Source organism: Bacillus sp. MYb56 (assembly GCF_002976445.1).
In the GTDB taxonomy this organism is placed as follows: domain Bacteria; phylum Bacillota; class Bacilli; order Bacillales; family Bacillaceae_G; genus Bacillus_A; species Bacillus_A mycoides.
In genome coordinates, this window is the sequence record NZ_PCOH01000010.1 from 146712 (window position 1) to 165594 (window position 18883).

General features: G+C 34.3%; 23 protein-coding genes and 1 riboswitch. Of the genes, 10 read left to right on the forward strand and 13 right to left on the reverse strand.

Annotation, left to right across the window (positions count from 1 at the left end):
- Positions 1-100: 100 nt before the first annotated feature.
- The 4 genes from murB to CQ058_RS14795 all read right to left on the reverse strand — a co-directional run bounded on the left by murB (position 101) and on the right by CQ058_RS14795 (position 4504).
- Positions 101-1018, reverse strand: a complete 918-nt coding sequence (gene murB / locus CQ058_RS14780; RefSeq protein WP_105589788.1) for a UDP-N-acetylmuramate dehydrogenase — start codon at positions 1016-1018, stop codon at positions 101-103.
- A 386-nt stretch (positions 1019-1404) separates the two neighbouring features.
- Positions 1405-1800, reverse strand: coding sequence for an SET domain-containing protein (locus tag CQ058_RS14785; protein ID WP_002129853.1), 396 nt, complete (start codon positions 1798-1800; stop codon positions 1405-1407).
- Positions 1801-1908: 108 nt separating this feature from the next.
- Positions 1909-3411: a DUF4077 domain-containing protein gene (locus CQ058_RS14790; RefSeq protein WP_105589789.1), complete on the reverse strand. Its 1503-nt coding sequence runs from the start codon at positions 3409-3411 to the stop codon at positions 1909-1911.
- A 34-nt stretch (positions 3412-3445) separates the two neighbouring features.
- Positions 3446-4504 carry an endonuclease/exonuclease/phosphatase family protein gene (locus tag CQ058_RS14795; protein ID WP_105589790.1) on the reverse strand — a complete coding sequence of 353 codons (1059 nt, stop codon included), beginning with the start codon at positions 4502-4504 and terminating at the stop codon, positions 3446-3448.
- Between the two features lie 298 nt (positions 4505-4802).
- Positions 4803-4862: riboswitch (Fluoride riboswitch) on the forward strand.
- Positions 4863-4915: 53 nt separating this feature from the next.
- Here CQ058_RS14795 and crcB (CQ058_RS14800) point away from each other — a divergent pair.
- A complete protein-coding gene (gene crcB, locus CQ058_RS14800; RefSeq protein ID WP_078175879.1) occupies positions 4916-5320 on the forward strand; it encodes a fluoride efflux transporter CrcB in 405 nt (134 codons plus the stop codon).
- Complete coding sequence (gene crcB, locus CQ058_RS14805) at positions 5317-5673, forward strand: fluoride efflux transporter CrcB (protein WP_002144957.1); 357 nt, start codon at positions 5317-5319, stop codon at positions 5671-5673. The genes crcB (CQ058_RS14800) and crcB (CQ058_RS14805) overlap by 4 nt, the downstream gene beginning before the upstream one ends.
- A gap of 32 nt (positions 5674-5705) precedes the next feature.
- On the opposite strand, the gene CQ058_RS14810 is transcribed toward crcB (CQ058_RS14805), so the two are convergent.
- Complete coding sequence (locus tag CQ058_RS14810) at positions 5706-5945, reverse strand: DUF3947 family protein (RefSeq protein WP_078175878.1); 240 nt, start codon at positions 5943-5945, stop codon at positions 5706-5708.
- Positions 5946-6110: 165 nt separating this feature from the next.
- Between CQ058_RS14810 and CQ058_RS14815 the strand changes: the two genes are divergently transcribed.
- The gene (locus tag CQ058_RS14815; protein ID WP_002144954.1) at positions 6111-6389 is read left to right on the forward strand and encodes a hypothetical protein; all 279 of its coding nucleotides are present in this window, start codon (positions 6111-6113) and stop codon (positions 6387-6389) included.
- A 34-nt stretch (positions 6390-6423) separates the two neighbouring features.
- Here CQ058_RS14815 and CQ058_RS14820 read toward each other — a convergent pair whose 3' ends face one another.
- From CQ058_RS14820 to CQ058_RS14845, 6 genes are all read right to left on the reverse strand, one after another.
- Complete coding sequence (locus CQ058_RS14820; protein WP_078175877.1) at positions 6424-6639, reverse strand: DUF3955 domain-containing protein; 216 nt, start codon at positions 6637-6639, stop codon at positions 6424-6426.
- Between the two features lie 198 nt (positions 6640-6837).
- Positions 6838-8031 carry an MFS transporter gene (locus tag CQ058_RS14825; RefSeq protein WP_078175913.1) on the reverse strand — a complete coding sequence of 398 codons (1194 nt, stop codon included), beginning with the start codon at positions 8029-8031 and terminating at the stop codon, positions 6838-6840.
- Complete coding sequence (locus CQ058_RS14830; RefSeq protein WP_105589791.1) at positions 8024-9586, reverse strand: ABC-F family ATP-binding cassette domain-containing protein; 1563 nt, start codon at positions 9584-9586, stop codon at positions 8024-8026. Before CQ058_RS14830 ends, CQ058_RS14825 begins: the two co-directional genes overlap by 8 nt.
- A 437-nt stretch (positions 9587-10023) precedes the next feature.
- Entirely contained in the window at positions 10024-10539 is a 516-nt protein-coding gene (speG, locus tag CQ058_RS14835; protein ID WP_078175876.1) for a spermidine N1-acetyltransferase, read from the reverse strand.
- A 137-nt stretch (positions 10540-10676) separates the two neighbouring features.
- Positions 10677-11081 (reverse strand): phosphate-starvation-inducible protein PsiE, encoded by a 405-nt coding sequence (gene psiE / locus CQ058_RS14840; protein WP_002129862.1) that lies wholly within the window; start codon positions 11079-11081, stop codon positions 10677-10679.
- Between the two features lie 71 nt (positions 11082-11152).
- Entirely contained in the window at positions 11153-11509 is a 357-nt protein-coding gene (locus CQ058_RS14845; RefSeq protein WP_016121030.1) for a winged helix-turn-helix transcriptional regulator, read from the reverse strand.
- Between the two features lie 164 nt (positions 11510-11673).
- On the opposite strand from CQ058_RS14845, the gene CQ058_RS14850 reads away from it, so the two are divergent.
- From CQ058_RS14850 to CQ058_RS14860, 3 genes are all read left to right on the forward strand, one after another.
- On the forward strand, positions 11674-12321 hold the full coding sequence (locus CQ058_RS14850) for a nitroreductase family protein (RefSeq protein ID WP_078175875.1): 648 nt from the start codon (positions 11674-11676) through the stop codon (positions 12319-12321).
- Positions 12322-12455: 134 nt separating this feature from the next.
- On the forward strand, positions 12456-12695 hold the full coding sequence (locus CQ058_RS14855) for a DUF896 domain-containing protein (RefSeq protein WP_105589792.1): 240 nt from the start codon (positions 12456-12458) through the stop codon (positions 12693-12695).
- Between the two features lie 282 nt (positions 12696-12977).
- Positions 12978-13535 carry a cysteine hydrolase family protein gene (locus tag CQ058_RS14860; protein ID WP_105589793.1) on the forward strand — a complete coding sequence of 186 codons (558 nt, stop codon included), beginning with the start codon at positions 12978-12980 and terminating at the stop codon, positions 13533-13535.
- A gap of 40 nt (positions 13536-13575) precedes the next feature.
- Here the strand turns inward: CQ058_RS14860 and CQ058_RS14865 are convergent, their stop codons facing one another.
- Positions 13576-14010 (reverse strand): Lrp/AsnC family transcriptional regulator, encoded by a 435-nt coding sequence (locus CQ058_RS14865; RefSeq protein ID WP_002099310.1) that lies wholly within the window; start codon positions 14008-14010, stop codon positions 13576-13578.
- A 429-nt stretch (positions 14011-14439) separates the two neighbouring features.
- Between CQ058_RS14865 and CQ058_RS14870 the strand changes: the two genes are divergently transcribed.
- Positions 14440-15405, forward strand: coding sequence for a DUF4822 domain-containing protein (locus CQ058_RS14870; protein WP_105589794.1), 966 nt, complete (start codon positions 14440-14442; stop codon positions 15403-15405).
- 268 nt (positions 15406-15673) lie between these two features.
- Here the strand turns inward: CQ058_RS14870 and CQ058_RS14875 are convergent, their stop codons facing one another.
- Positions 15674-16105 carry an Lrp/AsnC family transcriptional regulator gene (locus CQ058_RS14875; protein WP_002016035.1) on the reverse strand — a complete coding sequence of 144 codons (432 nt, stop codon included), beginning with the start codon at positions 16103-16105 and terminating at the stop codon, positions 15674-15676.
- A gap of 167 nt (positions 16106-16272) precedes the next feature.
- Between CQ058_RS14875 and CQ058_RS14880 the strand changes: the two genes are divergently transcribed.
- The 3 genes from CQ058_RS14880 (at position 16273) to CQ058_RS14890 (ending at position 18743) form a co-directional block, all read left to right on the forward strand.
- Positions 16273-16854 carry a beta-class carbonic anhydrase gene (locus CQ058_RS14880; protein WP_002129867.1) on the forward strand — a complete coding sequence of 194 codons (582 nt, stop codon included), beginning with the start codon at positions 16273-16275 and terminating at the stop codon, positions 16852-16854.
- Between the two features lie 31 nt (positions 16855-16885).
- Positions 16886-17335 (forward strand): cyanase, encoded by a 450-nt coding sequence (gene cynS, locus CQ058_RS14885; protein WP_001081567.1) that lies wholly within the window; start codon positions 16886-16888, stop codon positions 17333-17335.
- Between the two features lie 127 nt (positions 17336-17462).
- A complete protein-coding gene (locus CQ058_RS14890; RefSeq protein ID WP_105589795.1) occupies positions 17463-18743 on the forward strand; it encodes a purine/pyrimidine permease in 1281 nt (426 codons plus the stop codon).
- Positions 18744-18883 lie beyond the last annotated feature (140 nt).

The following is an 18883-nucleotide window of genomic DNA, read 5'->3' on the forward strand; positions in this document are numbered from 1 at the left end:
TAAATTATTAGCCATTATATTGAATCCAAATCAAATTGTCAACAATACCCAAATGTTATTTCGAAATAATTCATACTTTTATACGTTTTTTATTCAAAGATTACTGTAGATCTTCTCCAATAATCCTTACTTCTCTCTCTAATTTCACACCGGATTTTTCTTCAACAGTTGTTTGTACGAAATGAATTAAATCGATATAATCTTGTGCAGTTCCGTTATCAACATTCACCATAAATCCAGCGTGTTTTAAAGAAACTTCAACTCCGCCAATTCGCTTACCTTGCAGTCCTGATTCTTGAATAAGCTTACCCGCAAAATTATTTGGTGGACGCTTAAATACACTGCCACATGAAGGATACTCTAAAGGTTGTTTTGATTCACGCTTATACGTTAAATCATCCATCTTTTCCTTAATCTCTTCACGCACACCTTCTTCAAGTTCAAACCTCGCTTCAAGAATAATGTAATGATTGTTCGCAAATACACTCTTACGATATCCAAATTCAAATGCATCTTTCGTTAAAGTACGTAGCTCTCCATCACCTGTCATTACGACAGCTTCTGTTAGCACATATGCAACCTCACCGCCATATGCACCAGCATTCATATATAACGCTCCGCCAACTGAACCTGGTATACCACAAGCAAACTCAAGTCCTGTTAAACAGTGATCTAATGCAATTCGTGACACATCAATAATTGCTGCACCACACCCCGCAACAATCGCTGTCCCTGTTACAGTAACATTTGTAATATGAATTAAACTTACTGTAATCCCGCGCAGACCACCGTCTTTAATAATAACATTAGAGCCGTTTCCTAAAAACGTAACTGGAATATTGTATTGATTCGCATACTTTATAACTTCTTGAATTTCATCATAATTCGTAGGAGAAACGAACACATCCGCTTTCCCGCCCACTTTAATATGCGTATGATTCTTTAACATTTCATCTTGCTTCACATGACCTTCAGGCAATACTGTACTTAAATATTTATAAACCTCGTGCATATTCATTTTACGATTCCTCTATTTCTATAATCTTTTTATCCCGCTATATACGGGTCCATAATATCCCCACATAAAAATGCATTACAAAACAACAGCTAACGTGGTGAATACAGTGTACATAAAGCACACCTATAAACCTCTTAAATTATAAGAGGTTCCACTCATATTAAAATATATATCGCATAATAAAGCAACCCAAATGGGCTACTAAACTTGACATGTAACCATATAGACAACAATTTGTAAAATATATAGGTTTTTCAAAGTAATACCCTTCAATATCTTACTATACCATACGAAAGAAAAGTGGTATTTTTTTGTAATCTTTACTTTATTTTCATCAATAAAAAAGAGCACATCCCACAGAATGTGCCCTTTCTATACTTTTTAACTTATTTTTCGTTCTCTTCTTTTTCCTTATCAAACCATAATAGCTCATCGTCATCAACTTCACCATTATAATTGATTAGAATCTCTTCTCCAACTTTTATATCTTTGTAAGCAAAGAAGTTAAACGTATGATTCTCAAAGACAATATCATACGTTGCATTCGGCTTATATGAATGATTAAATAACATGCCGTATCCTAAAAGGAATGCCGTATGATTTACCCCATACTCAAATGCGTAGTCAGCAAGTAACGTTTTCTCAATGTGTTCATGCTGTTCATTCGGATAAGAGATAACTGGTGCTGAGTGTATCAACTCACCCTTTTTAATATCACGAGTTGCAAATACACCTCTATTAAATTCTCCATCACTAAGTTCAGAAGTCTTAACTTCAATCATATGCTTCACCTATATATTTCTTTCTTCGAAGTATTTTTCTCCTTAAGCTTGGCAGAAAACTCGTAGAAAAGCAATTAAATTCCTATCAAGTGCTCTTTTTCATCGACATTATTTTTCTAGAATATCTTCTAGCAACTTCACTTGCTCGCTAACAGTATGTAACGTCTTCACCGATGTATCATTTCGATGCTTTTCTTCTTCAACACTCGCTAACACTTCTTCCGTAGCTGCAGAAGTTTGTTGAATTACGTTAGAAGCATGTGTAACGTCCTTTACGATATTCGTCGTTTTAGCTTGGAAACTTTCTTGATGACCAACAATCTCCCTCATTACATCATTAATCGCATCAATAAACTTCCCTAAATCCGTTACATTCGTCAAAACACTTGCTAACATTTCGTTACATTCTTCTTGTACTCTTTCTGACTTCTCTACCTGCACTTCTACTTTACTTGCTTGATTACTAAACTCCTTCAAAATCCCTTGAATTCTCCCCGCAGAACGATTCGATTCTTCAGCAAGCTTTAATACTTCATTCGCTACAATAGCAAAACCTTTTCCATGCTCGCCTGCCCTTGCAGCCTCAATATTTGCATTTAAAGCTAGCAAACTCGTCTGACTTGAAATATTCGTTATTACATCTACAATTTCATTAATTTGTTTCGATTGTGTCATTAATTCTCTAAATATCGTTCCTGATTGTGAAACAACATCATTTAAACTTCTCATGTTAGCTTCAAAATTTCTTAAAGTATTTACACTACCCTTTGAGATTTCCAAACTTTTATCAACACGCATCGACGCATTTCTTACTTGAGAGATGATTTGTTCAATATTTCCCTCCATATCATTCAATACTTCTACTGAACGAGACATCATCTCTGATTGCGATTGGGTTCCCACTGCTACTTCTTCAAAAGCAAAGTTAATTTCACTCATTGACTCCATCGATGTATTCATATTTTGTCTTAAATGATTGAAATTACTATCTAGTTCCACAACTGTTCTCTCAATAAGCCTTTGCGTTTCTTCTAACTCCTGAGCTTTCTTCATCACCGCTTGCTTCTCATCACTTAAACGAGCCAACAGATTAGAACCAATCTTCGTTACACCCCACATTGCAATCGTTACAATCGCTAACAAGCTTGCGAAATTTGCAGCTTCAGATGACGCTGTATACGCAAAAAATTGATTTGGCCAATAACTACAAAGTATAAATGTAACAACAACTGCTACCCCGCCAAGAATTAAAATAAGACGTTCACTCAAATAAATAAGTGAAACCGCTAATGTAAAATAGACCATTTGAAATACAGCTGGGCTTTCATTAAATGCTTGTACCATAATGAAAGACATAATAAGTAGCATACATGTCATGATGTATTTATACATTGCTTCCATACTTTCTATAAAAGTAAGCAGCGTTCCAAATACTACGATAGAAATACCACACATCCAAAATGCTATTGCTCTCTCTGTAAAAATATATCCGTAATACCCAATCGCGATTATCCCAAGGAAGAAACTACAAATCGTGATAAATAGCAATAAATGATTTTTCTGTGATTCTTTCTCAAGGTTAGAAAAACAAGTTCTCTTTAACCACTCCATATATGAAGCCCCACCTTCTACTCATACGTATCGATTACTTCAGCTTGAATACCGCACTCACTGGGTTATGATCGCTATTTTCAAACTTCAAATCTTTCCCTTGTACATTTACAATTTCAACATTCGGTGAAACGATAAAGCCATCAATAATCGTGACGAAATTTTCACCTTCCACATATTTCTTCACATCATCTCTCACAGTCATAACAGACGGATCTACAGCCCACTTAAAGCCACCATCAGTAAAGTCCTTTGGTAACTCTACTAACCACTCAGGACGCTCTTTCACGAACTTCGGATCACTTAACTGAGCGTTAGAAATTAATTGATTCCAGTCTCCGCCCATTATTACATAATCACCATTTTTATAATGCTTGTTCATATATTCTTTTAAATACTCCACTTGCTGCTTTCTAATTTTTCCGCCTTCATCATAAGCAGACAAATGTAAATTTACGAGTCTAACAAATTTCCCATTATTAACAGGAATTTTATGTTCAACAATCGCTCGGTCTAAATCAAATAAACGCTTTGGCCATGGCTCCATTCCAGGAAGCTGAAATCTCTTCGCTGTTTGAACCGTATATTTAGAAAATGTACTTAATCCAGCTTCAGCATATCCCATTGGACTTGTGATTGGTACAGGAACCCATTTTGTATCATAGTTCTTTCCGAACGAAGAAGCATAATCAGGTAGTCCTTTTTTCAAAAATTCATGCCCATTTACATCAAATGATCGCATTGATTTTATATCTATTTCTTGTAATAGCGCAAAATCACTATGCTCATTTTGTAAAAACGAAAGCATATTCTTTAAGTTAGTTTCCGTTTGTTCTTTACTACTTGAACCAGACCCTTTTCCCCCATCCATAAAGAAGTCTTGATCCTTATCTAGTCCAGCATATCCAATATTAAATGTTGTAACTTTAAATTCATTTCCAGGCGCAATTACGCGCTCCTTATTGTTTTCCACCTTCAAGCTTATAACATCAGCCGGCTGTTCTTTTGTAAGTGTCATATACGCTAAAAATCCACCTAGAATACAGGCCACTATTAAAATAAATACTAATACTATCTTTAAAAATTTCTTCAAAATAAATGACTCCTTTTTGTAAAATATCAACTAATTTTTCTTTATTTTCAGTAAACTAAAAACACATTAAAGACATACAAAATATTTTATCACAAGAAAAACTTTATATCATTATATTTAGTTAATAAATAATTATTACATCTCTTAATATAATCATCTTAAAATTCAATCATAAACATTTAAGAAGGTGAGCTTGTGAAGAAATTGCAGATTCAAAGAATATACAGATCCTCCTTTCAACACTTCTCATTAACATATTTATTGGCAATCCAAAATAATATTTAGTAAACTATACATAGAACTTATAGGCGATGGAGTTCGCCATAACCGCGAATTAGCTAATGACTCCTACCAGTATGTACACTGGTAGGAGTCTATTTTTTTGAATAAACTATTAGAGAGGTGAAGAAATTGATATATATTATTGTTGGCATAGCTGGTATATCAGGAGCCCTTTCTCGTTATTATTTAGGCCTTACTATCGATATGTTTTGGCATCATTCATTACCATTCGCTACATTAATGATTAACTTAATTGGCTGTTTCTTACTAGCTTGGTTGACCACCTATATCGCTCGGTTAAACATCTTACCTTCCGAAGTTATCACAGGGATTGGAACCGGCTTTATCGGTTCATTTACGACGTTTTCAACATTTAGCGTCGAAACTGTAAAACTAATCAATCATTCTGAGCTAGGTATCGCCTTTTTGTATGTATTATGCAGCATGCTAGGTGGTCTAATTATGTCTGGACTTGGCTATAAACTTGGTGATCTTTCACTACAAAAACGCCTTGGGGAAGGTGAAAAATCATGATTAACACTTTATTAGTAGCAGTCGGCGGATTCTTCGGTGCCATCACACGATTTGCGATTAGCAATTGGTTTAAAGAAAGAAACAACACTTCATTTCCCATTGCTACATTTCTCATTAATATAACGGGAGCATTTTTACTCGGATATATAATTGGCAAAGGGATAACTACAAGTTGGCAACTATTATTAGGTACTGGATTCATGGGTGCCTTTACTACATTCTCAACGTTTAAATTAGAATCCATTCAGCTTTTCAACCGTAAAAACTATCGCGTACTACTTCTATATTTAAGCACTACTTATATAATCGGTATCACATTCGCATTCCTTGGGATGAAGTTAGGCGGAATATAAAAAAGAAAGCGACTCTTATCAGTCGCTTTCTTTCATAAAAAGTATGTTGCACCATACGGAATTGAAAATAAACCAGCTGGATACACATTATAATGTACGATTTGCATCGGAGGCTGTGTATACGGTATATGCTGACTCTGCATCATTTGCTCTACCTGTGCTTGTTGTTGCATCTGAATAGCCTGATGCACTGCCTGAATTGTCCCCTGTGCCCCGGCCAGTGTAATAGCCGGACCTACTTGTCTTCCAGTGTAAAAATGATGGTTCATCATTATTCAGCTCACTTTTTATACAGAATGAATTCCTTTTATATGTTATGTTCACATACAATGCAAGTGTTTTAAATTTACATAAAACATGTTTTTAGCCCAACCCATACATCAAACACCTTCATAGAGTATATAAATGCCCACAAATATATGAAAAGGAGTGAGAATATGAGTTTCTACGAACAACAGCCTTTTACTCAAGATAACTATTATCGAGATCAACATTGGCATCCCCAAAATCCACTAAAACACCAAACAATCGCTATAATTGGTCCTGCTGTTTCTCACGGATTACGTGAAGCTGCTCATCTCGGCTATCAACACGCATTAACCGAAGCTGTCGCTATCGGCTACTTACTTGGAAGAGGTTACGATTATAACACCGCTTGGAAAACCGTTGAATCTTGGTGGAGACCACCAGGATCCCCGCTTCCTACTCCATACTAAAGTGAAAAGACCGTAAATATACGGTCTTTTCACTTTAGCATGCTTTCTTTTTTTGAAGCATCGAGAAAATAGCCATGAACAAAATCGCAATAATTCCAGTAAAAACAAATAAATAGGCTAATGGAATTAAGAAAAATGGTTCCACTAAAGTTCCATCCGGCTTCACTTCCGAACCAATTATATTAAACATAATTATACATAACACTCCTAAAAACATCGGACTAGCCGCTAATAAATATTTGTTTTTCATAATATATTCCCCTTCAATTTCATAATTAATTTTCTGTATTCCTTTTCACTATTCTTACTACCATCATAATAAATTCAATTACATTACAAGTCAACAATTATTTATTGTTTAACGATAAATAGTTGTTGACTTGAGTGAAATAAAAAAGGTCTACGAAGCATCTTAAATTGCCTCACAAACCTTTTAAATCATAAATATTTACACTTCAAATCTCCTACTTAATACAACATAAATTGCGCACAATAGTACGAATATCCCCGCATAAATTAACAAAATTTCTACACTAAACGCATCAGCCAAAGGACCAAATATAATCATCCCCAAAGGCAAAGCACATGAATTTGCAATTTGTACAAGGCTAAACATCCGCCCGTGCATAGAAGGCTCTACTTTCTCCTGCAATAGCACGTTAACTGGTGTATTAAAGCAGGGCATTGTTATACCAATTAAAAAATTAAATGTTAAATACATAATAAATATTGGTGCACTCCCGAGTCCAACCATAAGCAGTCCATACAATGCACAAGCTAGTGCAGTTGTCTGCATGCGGTTACGAAAGCCACCCCACGCTGCAATCAGTACGCCACCAGCTGCTGCACCAGCACTAAAGGTCATCTCACTAGCAGTAAGTCTCCACATTTCTGCTCCGAAGGAACTAGTTACCATTAAAGGTGTTAAAAAGGCAGCTGGACTTATTAAAATCATGATAATGATTAATAAAACGAGTAGCCTTTTAATAAATACATTTTCTTTTAAATAAACAAACCCTTCTTTTATACCTTGTAGATTAGATTTTTGCTTACTCTCTACATTCACATGTCCTTCAACTTGAATGATAAACATAATACTAATTCCGATTATAGCCGTAATAACATCAATAAAAAATGTCGTTTCAATGCTGGCAATAGAAAGAATTGCAGCACTTACTGCTGGAGAAAGAAACATAATTATAGATGTAATACTGCTATTTATCCCATTTACTTTCATAAGATAATCTTTCGGAACAATTTGTGGGATTAACGCATTCACAGCCGGTGTTTGTACCCCTGTACCAGCTGAGCGAATGAGTAATACTATAAAAAACATCCAAATACTTTTATATCCTGTTAAAAATAAAATTGCCAAAACTAACGTAGCAATCGCTATAATCCCATCCGATAACATAATCATCTTTTTACGGTCATAACGATCAATCCACACACCAGCAAATAAAGATATCGCAATTTGTGGTAGAAAACCGCAAACAGTTGAAATGGTCAACATCACTCCTGATGATGTTGTAAGGGTGATATACCATATGATCGCATACTGTACGAGAGATGAACCGAACAACGAAATCGTTTGAGCGGTCAAAAACATTATTATTTTCACTTTCCAATCATTATCATTTATCATCTTTTTTACTCTCCTCAATTAAACCGCTCTCTATGTTGAAAATACTATCTGCCCAATCATGATACAGACGTGCTTCGTGAGATACGAGTATGATGCTACCCTTAAACTGAATTAATGCCTTTTGCAAAGATTCCTTCGCTTCTGCATCTAAATGATTCGTCGGCTCATCTAAGATTAAAAAATTACACGGTGATAATAATAATCCGCACAGTTTCACCTTCGATTGTTCACCACCACTTAACGTATGAATTTCTTGCGAAACATGAGTATCCTTCACACAACACGCAGCTAAATGATGACGTATTTCCTTCATATTCAGTTTAGGAAACTGTTCTGAAATAATTTGAAGCGGCGTTAAAGAATCATTGCTCCAATTTAAATCTTGTTCATAATATCCAATCTTTATTTGCTCTGAGAAGTGAAATTCTCCAGAAATACTAGCAATAGTGCCAACGATTGTTTTTAATAAAGTAGATTTCCCTACTCCATTGAACCCTGTAATAACAAGTTTTTGCTCACCCATTACTGAGAAATTCAATTTTGGTAAGAGAGCAAAGTCATAACCAACTTCAAGGTTATTTACCTCAAGAACTGTTTGAACTGAAATAGGAAGTTCCCGAAAATGAATAGACGGTTTATAAGTAAAACTTGGTAGCGCAATTCTTTCCATACGTTGCAACTGCTTTCTACGTCCTTGCGCTATTTTGGAATTCACTCCAGCAATATTTCTACGAATATACTCTTCCGTTTTTTCAATTTTCTTTTGTTGTGCATGATATTGGCGAATATAATCTTTTCGCAAATGCTCCTTTTGTCTTACAAAATCTGAGTATTTTCCGTAATACTTCTTCACCGTTCCAAACTCTACATCACAGATGCAAGAAGTCACTTTTTCCAGAAAATCAAAATCATGTGACACTACAATAAAAGCCCCTTCAAAATTCATTAAATAATTAGCAAGCCACTCCACATGCTCTTTATCAAGGAAGTTCGTCGGTTCATCTAGTAATAAAATATTAGGCTCTTCTAATAAAAGCTTCGCTAAAATTACTTTTGCACGTTGTCCCCCGCTTAGTTCAGCGATTATACGATTCATGCCAATAGCATCAATACCTAAGCCAGCTGCAATTTTATTAATTGTGCTATCTACCGAATAAAAATCACGAGCCTCAAGTTGTTCTTGATATGCGGCCGCTTTTAACAATTTGTCAGGATCACCTGTCATAGCACTTTCTTCATACAATTTGTTCATTCTATCTTCCATTTCAAACAAATCATAAAAAGCTCTCTTTAAATATTGTGAAATGGTATAAATTCCATCAATTTCTGCATATTGATCAAGATGCCCAATTTGAATATTAGGCTGCCACTTTATGTCTCCCTTATCAGGAATTATTTCTTCAATCAATATTTTCATTAACGTACTTTTCCCCGCACCATTCTGTCCAACAATCCCCATATGTTCTCCTTTATGCAAATCAAAAGAAGCATTTTCATATAAGGCTTTATCTATAAAACTATGTGATAAACTTTCAACTTTAAGTAAACTCATTCGTATTCCTCTTTTCCTGAAATTAAAAAAAGCAGAGAGATAGCGTCATTCGACACTAGCCCTCTGCTTCGTGGTTTTTTCCTATACTACTCCAATTTATTGTAAAAATTCATCGGAATAATATACACAAAGAGCCATAGACAAAGCATTGTCTATGGCCCCTTAATCTATTTTATACATCAGCTAAAAACCAAAACCAAATAAGCATAGATAAACTATACTTTTTTAGAAAAGTTATTCAGCCGATGAATATCGGGGATTTATACCCCTTGATTAAGCTCCGTACAACGCTTCACCGTATACATTTGTGCGGAGCAAAGTTTTCTAATGAGTTTTACAAATTTTATATAAAGCATGTTCTGCACCTTCCTTAATACTTAAAAGGGATTTTAGCATACGGTTTTATGAAGCGTCAAGATTACTTCCAAATAATTCAACTACTTATTTTCAAAATATTGCTTCTGGAACATACACATTCTTATCGCATTATGATAGTTACCATCAACGAAAAACTCGTCTTGTAACTCACCCTCCACGATAAATCCAACCTTTTTATAAACATGTACAGCCTTTTCATTCTCTTTATCAACAACTAAATAAAGTTTATGCATATTTAATACAGAAAAAGCGTAATCCATCGCTAAACGCGTCGCTTCCGCTGCATAACCATGTCCTTGATAATTCGGATCAATAATAATTTGGAATTCAGTTCTTCGATGAATATAATCGATTTCCACTAATTCGACTAATCCCACCATCTCATTATCTTTCTCAACGATAAATCGGCGCTCACTTTGATCATGTATATGTTTATCGTATAAATCCTGCAGCTCCACAAATGCTTCATAAGGCTCTTCAAACCAATACGACATAATATGCGCGTTATTATTAAGTTCGTGTACAAACTTTAAGTCTTCCCGTTCTAAAGGACGTAATTTCAATTCCTGACTCATTTCTATAACCTCCAAGTAAAATAACCTCTTCACTTAATTTCTCAATTTTTTTCGATTTCAAACGCCCTAATTACATTGTAAACCTTCAAGTAACTTGAAGGTCAAGGTACAAAAAGTAGTGCAAACTTATGTCTGCACTACTCTTTTCTCAAATCTCTCATATTCGATATGTATAAAGCAATAACTAAAACAAGAATGGATCCCGCATATAATAACGTCTCCATTGGTTCCTCATGAGACACAATAATTAAACGAATTAACGCCGTAATTCCGATATAAATAAAATAACGTAACGGAAAATGATAATTCGACTTAAAATACTTAATAATTAATGCGATGAACTCGAAGTATAGGAAATAGACGATGATACTCTCAACTAATTTATAAGATGTATACTTCTTCGCTGAAAATATGTATTGAATAAAAGTAATTGTTTCGTTAATTAAAAAAATCGATAAAACAATGGATAATATGATTAATGCTATATTTAATATCCACTGTAAAACGCTAGCTATATAATGATCGATATTAAATGACTTCATTTTCTCTTTTAGCTCCCCTTCGTGTAAGTACTTATTCATTATAGCAAAATTATACTTACAGAAATGTTAAATCATATATGATCGTCCTCTTTCACGATTACTTCACCATTCGGATATTTATGCTTAATATAATCGCTTCCCCAATCGCAAAGCACCTTCAAACCCTTTTTTAATGATTCTCCCTGTTCTGTAAGAGAATACTCAACTTTCGGTGGTACTTGATTATATACTTTTCTAGACACAAGCCCATCTTTTTCAAGCTCTTTCAATTGCTCAGTAAGCATTTTTTGTGTAATACCAGTTACCAATCGTTTTAACTCACCCGTTCTTGTCGGTCCGCTTGTTAAATGATATAAAATGTGGGATTTCCACTTACCTCCGATCACATCCAAAACGACTTCAATTCTATTGTTATACTCTTTTTTCATATTGAATTCCTTCTGTATTTTGATAGGCACTTTCTCGTGCCTATGTCACGAGATGGTGTCTATATCACGGAAAAGTGCGTACTTTTCATAATATCTGTACTATACCATAATGATGCATGTAAGCAACTTATAACAGAGCATTAAATTAGTGGAGGTATTTTAAAATGAAAAAAGAAAATCGTACTGCAAATTTTTATGATGTGATTCGTGAGCGCCGTTCCGTTCGCTCTTATGATCCTTCAGTTACAATCTCTGATGAAGAAATTAAAGAACTTTTAGAAGAAGCAATGCTAGCACCAAGTAGTTCCAACTTAAACCCATGGCGTTTCATGGTAATTACAGATCAAGACTTAAAAGAGAAACTTCATCCAGTTGCTTTAAATCAACCACAAGTGCTAGAAGCATCCGCTATGATCGTAATTTTAAGCGAAAATAATGCCCATGAATTCGAACATATCAATAAAGTGAATGAACGTGCAGTAACTGCTGGATTCATGACAGAAGAAATTAAAAACAGACTGAACAACAGTATTCGTGAGTTTTATGCACCTGTAAGCGAACAAGGAAAAAGAGAATGGCAAATGCTTGACGGTGGTTTGCTAGCTATGCAATTTATGCTTGCTGCAAAAGCGAGAGGATACGATACAGTCCCAATGCTTGGCTATAACGTTGAAGAATTCCGCAAAGCATTTAACGTTCCAGAAAACTTAACTGACGTCTTAATGATTGCATTAGGCAAAGCAAAAGAGCCAGGATTCCCAACAGTACGATTAACTGTAGATGAAGTAACGTCTTGGAATGGTGAGTTTTAATCACAGTGTTTATCGTACTTTTATTCCTAAAGTACGATAAACACTATTAACGAAACTATGATGGTAGCAACCATAATCATAATGCAAAACTACAATCTAATCGAATAATACAAAAAAGAAAGGCGGAGAAAACAATGCTTGAAGTTTTAAATCGAATTAATGAATTAGCTAAAAAACAAAAAGAAGAAGGTTTAACAAAAACAGAATTAAATGAGCGCACAGAATTATGCGAGAAGTATCTTCAAATTATTCGCGGTCAAATCAACACCACTGTTACAGGATTAAAAATATTAGATCCTTTAGGAAATGACGTGACTCCTGAAAAATTAAAAGAGCAACAAAAGCTATCACTAAACACAGATAACAACGCATGAAAATACCCAGCTCCTTTGTTACTTAATGATTCATCTAATAGTACGTTTGCTTAGATGCATCATTAAGTTAATATCTACTTCCCCATCCACTTTCTGTTTCTAAATCAAAAAACCACAAACAAATTGTCCCCATCTTTTCTTTGCATCCTTTAGCTTTTTCACAATGAAACCATATACGTCAAAATCTTTTCATGACGTTATTACTTCCATATAGTTGCAATTTATATAATAACGGTACAGTACAAATAACTTGCTGTATAAATAATTGTGGGGGGATTAATGATGAACGAAGCGTTACTATTAGTCGACATACAAAATGATTACTTTGAAGGCGGCAATATGGAATTACATCAACCTGAAAAAGCCGCACAAAAAGCGAAAGAAGTCTTGAAAGTATTTCGTGAAAAACATAAAACAGTTATTCACGTACAACATATTGCGAACAATGAAGGAGCTACTTTCTTCTTACCTGAAACAGTAGGTGTTCAAATTCATGATGATGTACAGCCAACTGCTAACGAAAGAGTCATACAAAAACATCACCCTAACAGTTTTTTAAGAACCAATTTATTTGAAACATTAAAGAAAGAAAAAATAGATCAACTAGTCATTTGCGGTATGATGACTCATGTATGTATTGATGCAACAGTACGTGCTGCCAGTGATTTAGGATTTCAATGTGTTGTAATTGAAGATGCTTGTACAACAAGAGATTTAGAATTTCAAGGAAATCTGATCCCCGCAGTACACGCTCATCAATCGTTCATGAGTTCGTTAGAGTTTGGTGATATTTATGCGAAAATCATGTCGGCAAACTGTTTTATAAACAAGAGCAAATAAAGAATTACAGTTCCATATAAAAAAAGAAAGAATAAATCTCTTATTCTTTCTTTTTTTCGATTGTCTTAATGACAGTATTTATACGATAATCACCATAATGTAAAACATCTGCAAGAGTCTCTTCTAATTGCTGGTGCGAAGATGTGTGAAGAATCATGATATAACACCCATCGCCACTTATACGATACATTTCAGTAATTAAGTCCGTTTTTTCAAAAAAAGTTTGAATTTGATTATGATAATGTGGTGCATGCAGAAATAGTGTAACAAACGTCATAATAGACCCTTCTAACTTAGCCCTGTCGATATCTATCGTATATTTTTGAATGACACCCGCCTCTTCTAATTTATTAATTCGTTTCCCAACAGCCTGGCCAGTCAAATGTACTATCTCTCCAATTTCCTTCCAGTTCATTCTAGCGTTTTCTTGTAGTAACTTTATAATTTTAAAATCTGTTGAATCAAACATGGACATCCCCTTCCTATAGGAATCACCTTCTATAAGATCATCATTTCCCCTACAATTCATCTTAAAAACTTTTACAATACACTCGATTAACTCTATTAAGAATTACATTACTGTTAACAGCTTTCCTTCTTCCTTTACTATGTATTTTTCGATTACTCGTAGGTATCAGAAAAAAATTGATAAGCGTTCGAAAGGGCCATCCAGTAAGCCAGCGATTGTTTTTTATAAATATGAAAATTTTTTAGGAATTAGTTTATCTTTTTTTAATGATTTATTTAGAGGGAGTTTATACTCGGGGATTAACATGATAAACGTAGTAACTAAGTTCGTTGCTCCCACCTGAATCTTTTCATATAACAAAAATTTAAAAGGACGAACTGCTACTATAATCGCAAACCGTACTAACTAAAATCATACAATAAGGAGACGATAAAAATGAATAAAAAAACAAAAGTACTATCATCCATACTGCTAGGATTCACATTAGCATTAACAGGTTGCGTTGGCACGAAAGCTGAAGAAAATCATAGTAAACAAAAACAAGAACAAGCTGCGAAAGATACTAAAAAGGAAAATAAGTTAACTAAAGGGCAAAAAATGGCTAATATTCTTAGCGAGACAAATTGGCAAGGTACAAGAGTGTATGACAAAGATAAAAATGACTTAACGAAAGAAAATGCAAACTTCATTGGTCTTGCAAAATATGATGCGAAGTCAGGAAGATATGAATTTTTTGATGCTAAGACTGGTGCAAGCCGTGGCGATAAAGGAACTTTCTTTGTCACAAATGATGGGAAGAAAAGAATATTAATTTCAGAATCAATGAAGTATCAAGCTGTTGTTGACATGACAAAGCTAAATAAAAATGTATTTACCTATAAAAGAATGGGGAAAGATGCTAACGGTAAAGATGTAGAAGTTTTCGTTGAACATGTTCCATATAAAGAAAAAGAGCTTTCTTTCACGGATCCGGATAAGCAGCTAAACTCTACTACAGGTGATATCGTTAAAAACGTGGATGGAGATAAAATTTTAGGCGGAACCCTTTGGCATGGAACAAAGGTATTAGATGAAGCCGGTAATGATGTAACGCAGTTTAATTCGAATTTTATAAGTCTAGCAAAATTTGATGACAAGTCTAATAAATACGAGTTCTTCAATAGCGAAACAGGTCAAAGCCGCGGTGATTATGGCTACTTCGATGTTGTACATGAAAATAAAATAAGAGCTCATGTTTCAATTGGAAATAATAAATATGGTGCGGCTCTTGAACTTACTGAACTGAATAATAAGAAATTTACGTATAAAAGAACTGGTAAAGACCAAGCGGGTAAAGACATAACTATATTCGTTGAACATGAGCCTTATAAAGGTGATATAAAACCACAATTTAGCTTTTAAAAACGTTTGATTACAAATCCTGTACTGAGCTGCAGGATTTTTTTAAAGAAAAATCATTTATGATTCCCTTGAAAAAAATTGTCTTATATCCCCCTCAACAATTCAGCACGATTATTGAATATAATATCTCTCATTTTTTTAACAGCTTTAAAAAGCCTTACTACACATAAATTGTAGTAAGGCTCCGACTATTTAAGATAAAAATTTTATTATCTCTATACAAATAAGGTTTAGCAAATAATGTTACTATAACCTCAAAAAAGAAATCTTATTTTAACTTTCCTATTGATAAGTTAACACGATAATTCCCATACTTTAATAGTCGCCCCAGAAAGTTATCCAATTCTTCATTAGAAGCAAAATGTGTTTTTAATAAATAACATCCCTCACCACTTATACGGTCTACTTCAGAAATCCCTTCTTCTTTTTGAAAGAAATTCATAAACTCTTGATGATTAGCTGTTGTTACGAATAAAGTAACAAATGCAGTCACTACTTGTCCTAATTTGATTCGGTTTATTGCGATTGTATATTGTTCAATAATCCCTAAATCCTCTAATCTTCGAATTCGATTTCCTACAGCCTGCCCCGTCATATGTATTTTCTGACCAAGTTCTTTCCATTGTATTCTTGAGTTTTCTCCTAATAATTTCAGTATCTCAAAATCTGTTTGATCAATGATATAAACCAATCCTTTCACCGTGAAAGTAGAAAGCCTGAAAGTGTTTCGTCAACTTATTCTGCTTATCGATACAATTCACTATACTTAGTTTATCCTCTTACATCACATTATTTATCAGTTATATTTACTTATAACATAGAGGACGTAACAAAAAAATACATCTAGATTTAAAGGAGGTTACAAATATGTTATTACAAGAGATTTTATCGTTCAATGAACAATTTGTAGAAAATAAAGAATACGCTCCTCGTGAAGCGACAAAACTGCCTAAAAAACGTATGGTTGTTGTTTCTTGCATGGACGCTCGTTTAATTGAGCTACTTCCAAAAGCTTTAGATATACACGATGGTGATGCAAAAGTTATCAGAAATGCAGGTGGTAAAATTGCTTCTGCTTTCGATAGTGTTATGCAAAGTGTTGTCGCATCAGTATATGATCTAAATGCAGATGAAATCTTCCTTATCGGACACCAAAGATGTGGTGCGAGCCAAACTAATCCAAAAGGAACACTTCAAAAAATATTAGATCGTGGAGTAGCTTCACCAGAAATTTTATCAGCGATTGAATATGCTGGTGTTGACCTTGAAAAATGGTTATTTGGATTCGATGATGTCAACGGTTCAACTCAGGCTAATGTTGATTTAGTAAGAAATCATCCACTTATTCCAAAAGATGTTCCTGTACATGGTTTAGTTATTGATCCTCACACAGGTAAATTAGACTTAATAGTTGATGGATATAAAGCATTAAATGGTATGAAAAATTAATTATTACTTAAATGAAGGGAAGTTATTAGATATGAATAGACAAGAAGCTACGCAAAAAATTATGGAAGCAAAAATTGCAAAAGGTTTAACATGGGAAGAAATTTCAAAAGTAAGTGAAAACTCTGAGACTTGGGTTGTAACAGCGTTATTAGGACAAGCTACAATGACACGTCCAGAAGCAGAAAAAATCGGTAAACTATTAGAATTAGATGAAGAAGTAGTTCAAGCATTAACAGTAGTTCCACTTAGAGGTCAAGTAATGCAAATGCCTCCTACTGACCCAATCTTATATCGATTATATGAAATGATGTTACAATACGCACCGACTCTTAGAGAATTAATCCTAGAAAAAGCTGGCGAAGGTGTAATGAGTGCAATTAACTTCAATCTAGGTGTGGACACACAAGAAGATCCAAAAGGTGGCGACCCTCGTATCGTGATTACACTTAACGGGAAATTCTTACCGTTCCGTACATGGTAATTAATTAAAAATCTATATATATAATTAAAGTGATTTTATAGATTTATAAGATCCATCCTTTTTAATCTAGCTGTATAGAAAGGATGGATTTTTACTATGAGATTCTTTTTATACAAGGGAGAATAATATGAATAAAAAATACGTCGATACGAGCTTTAGTATTCTACAGTGGTTTGTGTTTTTATTAGCAAATGCAATTGCATTGCCTATCATTATTGGTGGCATATTCCATTTATCAATAGAAGATATCTCAACATTAATGCAACGAACTTTTTTAGTTGTAGGAGTAAGTTCATTTATACAAGCATGGTTTGGACATCGCTATCCCATAGCGGATGGGCCAGCCGGTTCATGGGTAAGTATATTTGTCATATTGGGACAAGTCGCTATGCATCAGGGACAAAGTGCAAAGGATGTATTACAACTTTTAGAAGGTGGATTAATTATTGCAGGTATATTACTCTTCCTCCTTGGTATAACAGGGCTTGTTCATCGAATTCTACGTTTATTTACACCCTTGGTTACAGGCACTTTTCTTTTAATATTATCTCTTCAGCTTAGTGGTGTGTTACTAAAAGGAATGATGGGATTACAAGGAGCTGTAACTCATCCTGATTATACAACGGCTACTATTGCGCTCTTTGTTTTTGCGCTTATTACTTTCTTATCAATTAAAGGGAAAGGATGGATGAAAAGTTACGCTGTGTTACTTGGAATTTCATGTGGTTGGCTTTTGTATGCTGTATTAGGAAAATCATCTCATATACCTTCACACACACCGTTAGTTAAGTTACCAGAGCTATTTTCTTGGGGCACACCTAGATTAGATATTGGAATGGCTCTAACTGCAACTTTATTTACATTTCTTTTAGTTGCAAATACAATCGCTGCTATTTCGGCTGTAAAACAAGTGGCTCCGTTATCTAAAGAAAATGAAAAGCAAATACTGAACCGCGGCGTGTGGGCCGGAGGTATATCGCATATTATCTCGTCGTTGTTTTCTACAATTGGAATTGTACCATTACCTGCATCAGCAGGATTTATTCAACTAACAGGACAAAGAAAAGTGAAGTCGTTCCTTATAGCAAGTCTTATATTAGCAGGAATTTCTTTTATTCCTTCAATTGTAAACTTTATATCCTTGCTACCAGGTCCTATTGCTAATGCCGCACTTTTAGCAACATTTGTCCAAGTAATAGGCATTTCATTTCAATCCATTTTACGTGAAGAATTAAATCAACGCCGATTAACTATATTAGGAATTTCATTATTAATCAGTTTGGGAATAATGTTTCTTCCAGAAAGTGCATTTAGCGGAATTCCCTCTTCCTTACAATATGTTTTAAGTAATGGATTACTTGTGGGTACCATGCTTGTCATTCTATTGGAACAGTTTTGGAAAGAGTAAAATTTGTGACTAAGTAAAAAAGCGCCCTGCTTACAGGGCGCCTTTTTATACCTAATGACTAATACTAGCAGTTGGGTATAATGTTGTTCCTCCAATTGAAACTTTTATTTCATTTGTTAATGGAACATTTTGTTCATTAA

Excerpts from the sequence above, each read along its gene's own strand:
- CQ058_RS14810 (WP_078175878.1), bottom strand. The coding sequence starts at position 5,945 with ATGATGAACCATCATTTTTACACTGGAAGACAAGTAGGTCCGGCTATT.
- murB (WP_105589788.1), bottom strand. The coding sequence starts at position 1,018 with ATGAATATGCACGAGGTTTATAAATATTTAAGTACAGTATTGCCTGAA.
- CQ058_RS14790 (WP_105589789.1), bottom strand. The coding sequence starts at position 3,411 with ATGGAGTGGTTAAAGAGAACTTGTTTTTCTAACCTTGAGAAAGAATCA.
- cynS (WP_001081567.1), top strand. The coding sequence starts at position 16,886 with ATGAATAGACAAGAAGCTACGCAAAAAATTATGGAAGCAAAAATTGCA.
- CQ058_RS14850 (WP_078175875.1), top strand. The coding sequence starts at position 11,674 with ATGAAAAAAGAAAATCGTACTGCAAATTTTTATGATGTGATTCGTGAG.
- CQ058_RS14880 (WP_002129867.1), top strand. The coding sequence starts at position 16,273 with ATGTTATTACAAGAGATTTTATCGTTCAATGAACAATTTGTAGAAAAT.
- CQ058_RS14870 (WP_105589794.1), top strand. The coding sequence starts at position 14,440 with ATGAATAAAAAAACAAAAGTACTATCATCCATACTGCTAGGATTCACA.
- CQ058_RS14860 (WP_105589793.1), top strand. The coding sequence starts at position 12,978 with ATGAACGAAGCGTTACTATTAGTCGACATACAAAATGATTACTTTGAA.
- CQ058_RS14855 (WP_105589792.1), top strand. The coding sequence starts at position 12,456 with ATGCTTGAAGTTTTAAATCGAATTAATGAATTAGCTAAAAAACAAAAA.
- CQ058_RS14865 (WP_002099310.1), bottom strand. The coding sequence starts at position 14,010 with ATGTCCATGTTTGATTCAACAGATTTTAAAATTATAAAGTTACTACAA.
- speG (WP_078175876.1), bottom strand. The coding sequence starts at position 10,539 with ATGAGTCAGGAATTGAAATTACGTCCTTTAGAACGGGAAGACTTAAAG.
- CQ058_RS14815 (WP_002144954.1), top strand. The coding sequence starts at position 6,111 with ATGAGTTTCTACGAACAACAGCCTTTTACTCAAGATAACTATTATCGA.
- CQ058_RS14845 (WP_016121030.1), bottom strand. The coding sequence starts at position 11,509 with ATGAAAAAAGAGTATAACAATAGAATTGAAGTCGTTTTGGATGTGATC.
- CQ058_RS14785 (WP_002129853.1), bottom strand. The coding sequence starts at position 1,800 with ATGATTGAAGTTAAGACTTCTGAACTTAGTGATGGAGAATTTAATAGA.
- CQ058_RS14820 (WP_078175877.1), bottom strand. The coding sequence starts at position 6,639 with ATGAAAAACAAATATTTATTAGCGGCTAGTCCGATGTTTTTAGGAGTG.
- psiE (WP_002129862.1), bottom strand. The coding sequence starts at position 11,081 with ATGAAGTCATTTAATATCGATCATTATATAGCTAGCGTTTTACAGTGG.
- crcB (WP_002144957.1), top strand. The coding sequence starts at position 5,317 with ATGATTAACACTTTATTAGTAGCAGTCGGCGGATTCTTCGGTGCCATC.
- CQ058_RS14830 (WP_105589791.1), bottom strand. The coding sequence starts at position 9,586 with ATGAGTTTACTTAAAGTTGAAAGTTTATCACATAGTTTTATAGATAAA.
- CQ058_RS14890 (WP_105589795.1), top strand. The coding sequence starts at position 17,463 with ATGAATAAAAAATACGTCGATACGAGCTTTAGTATTCTACAGTGGTTT.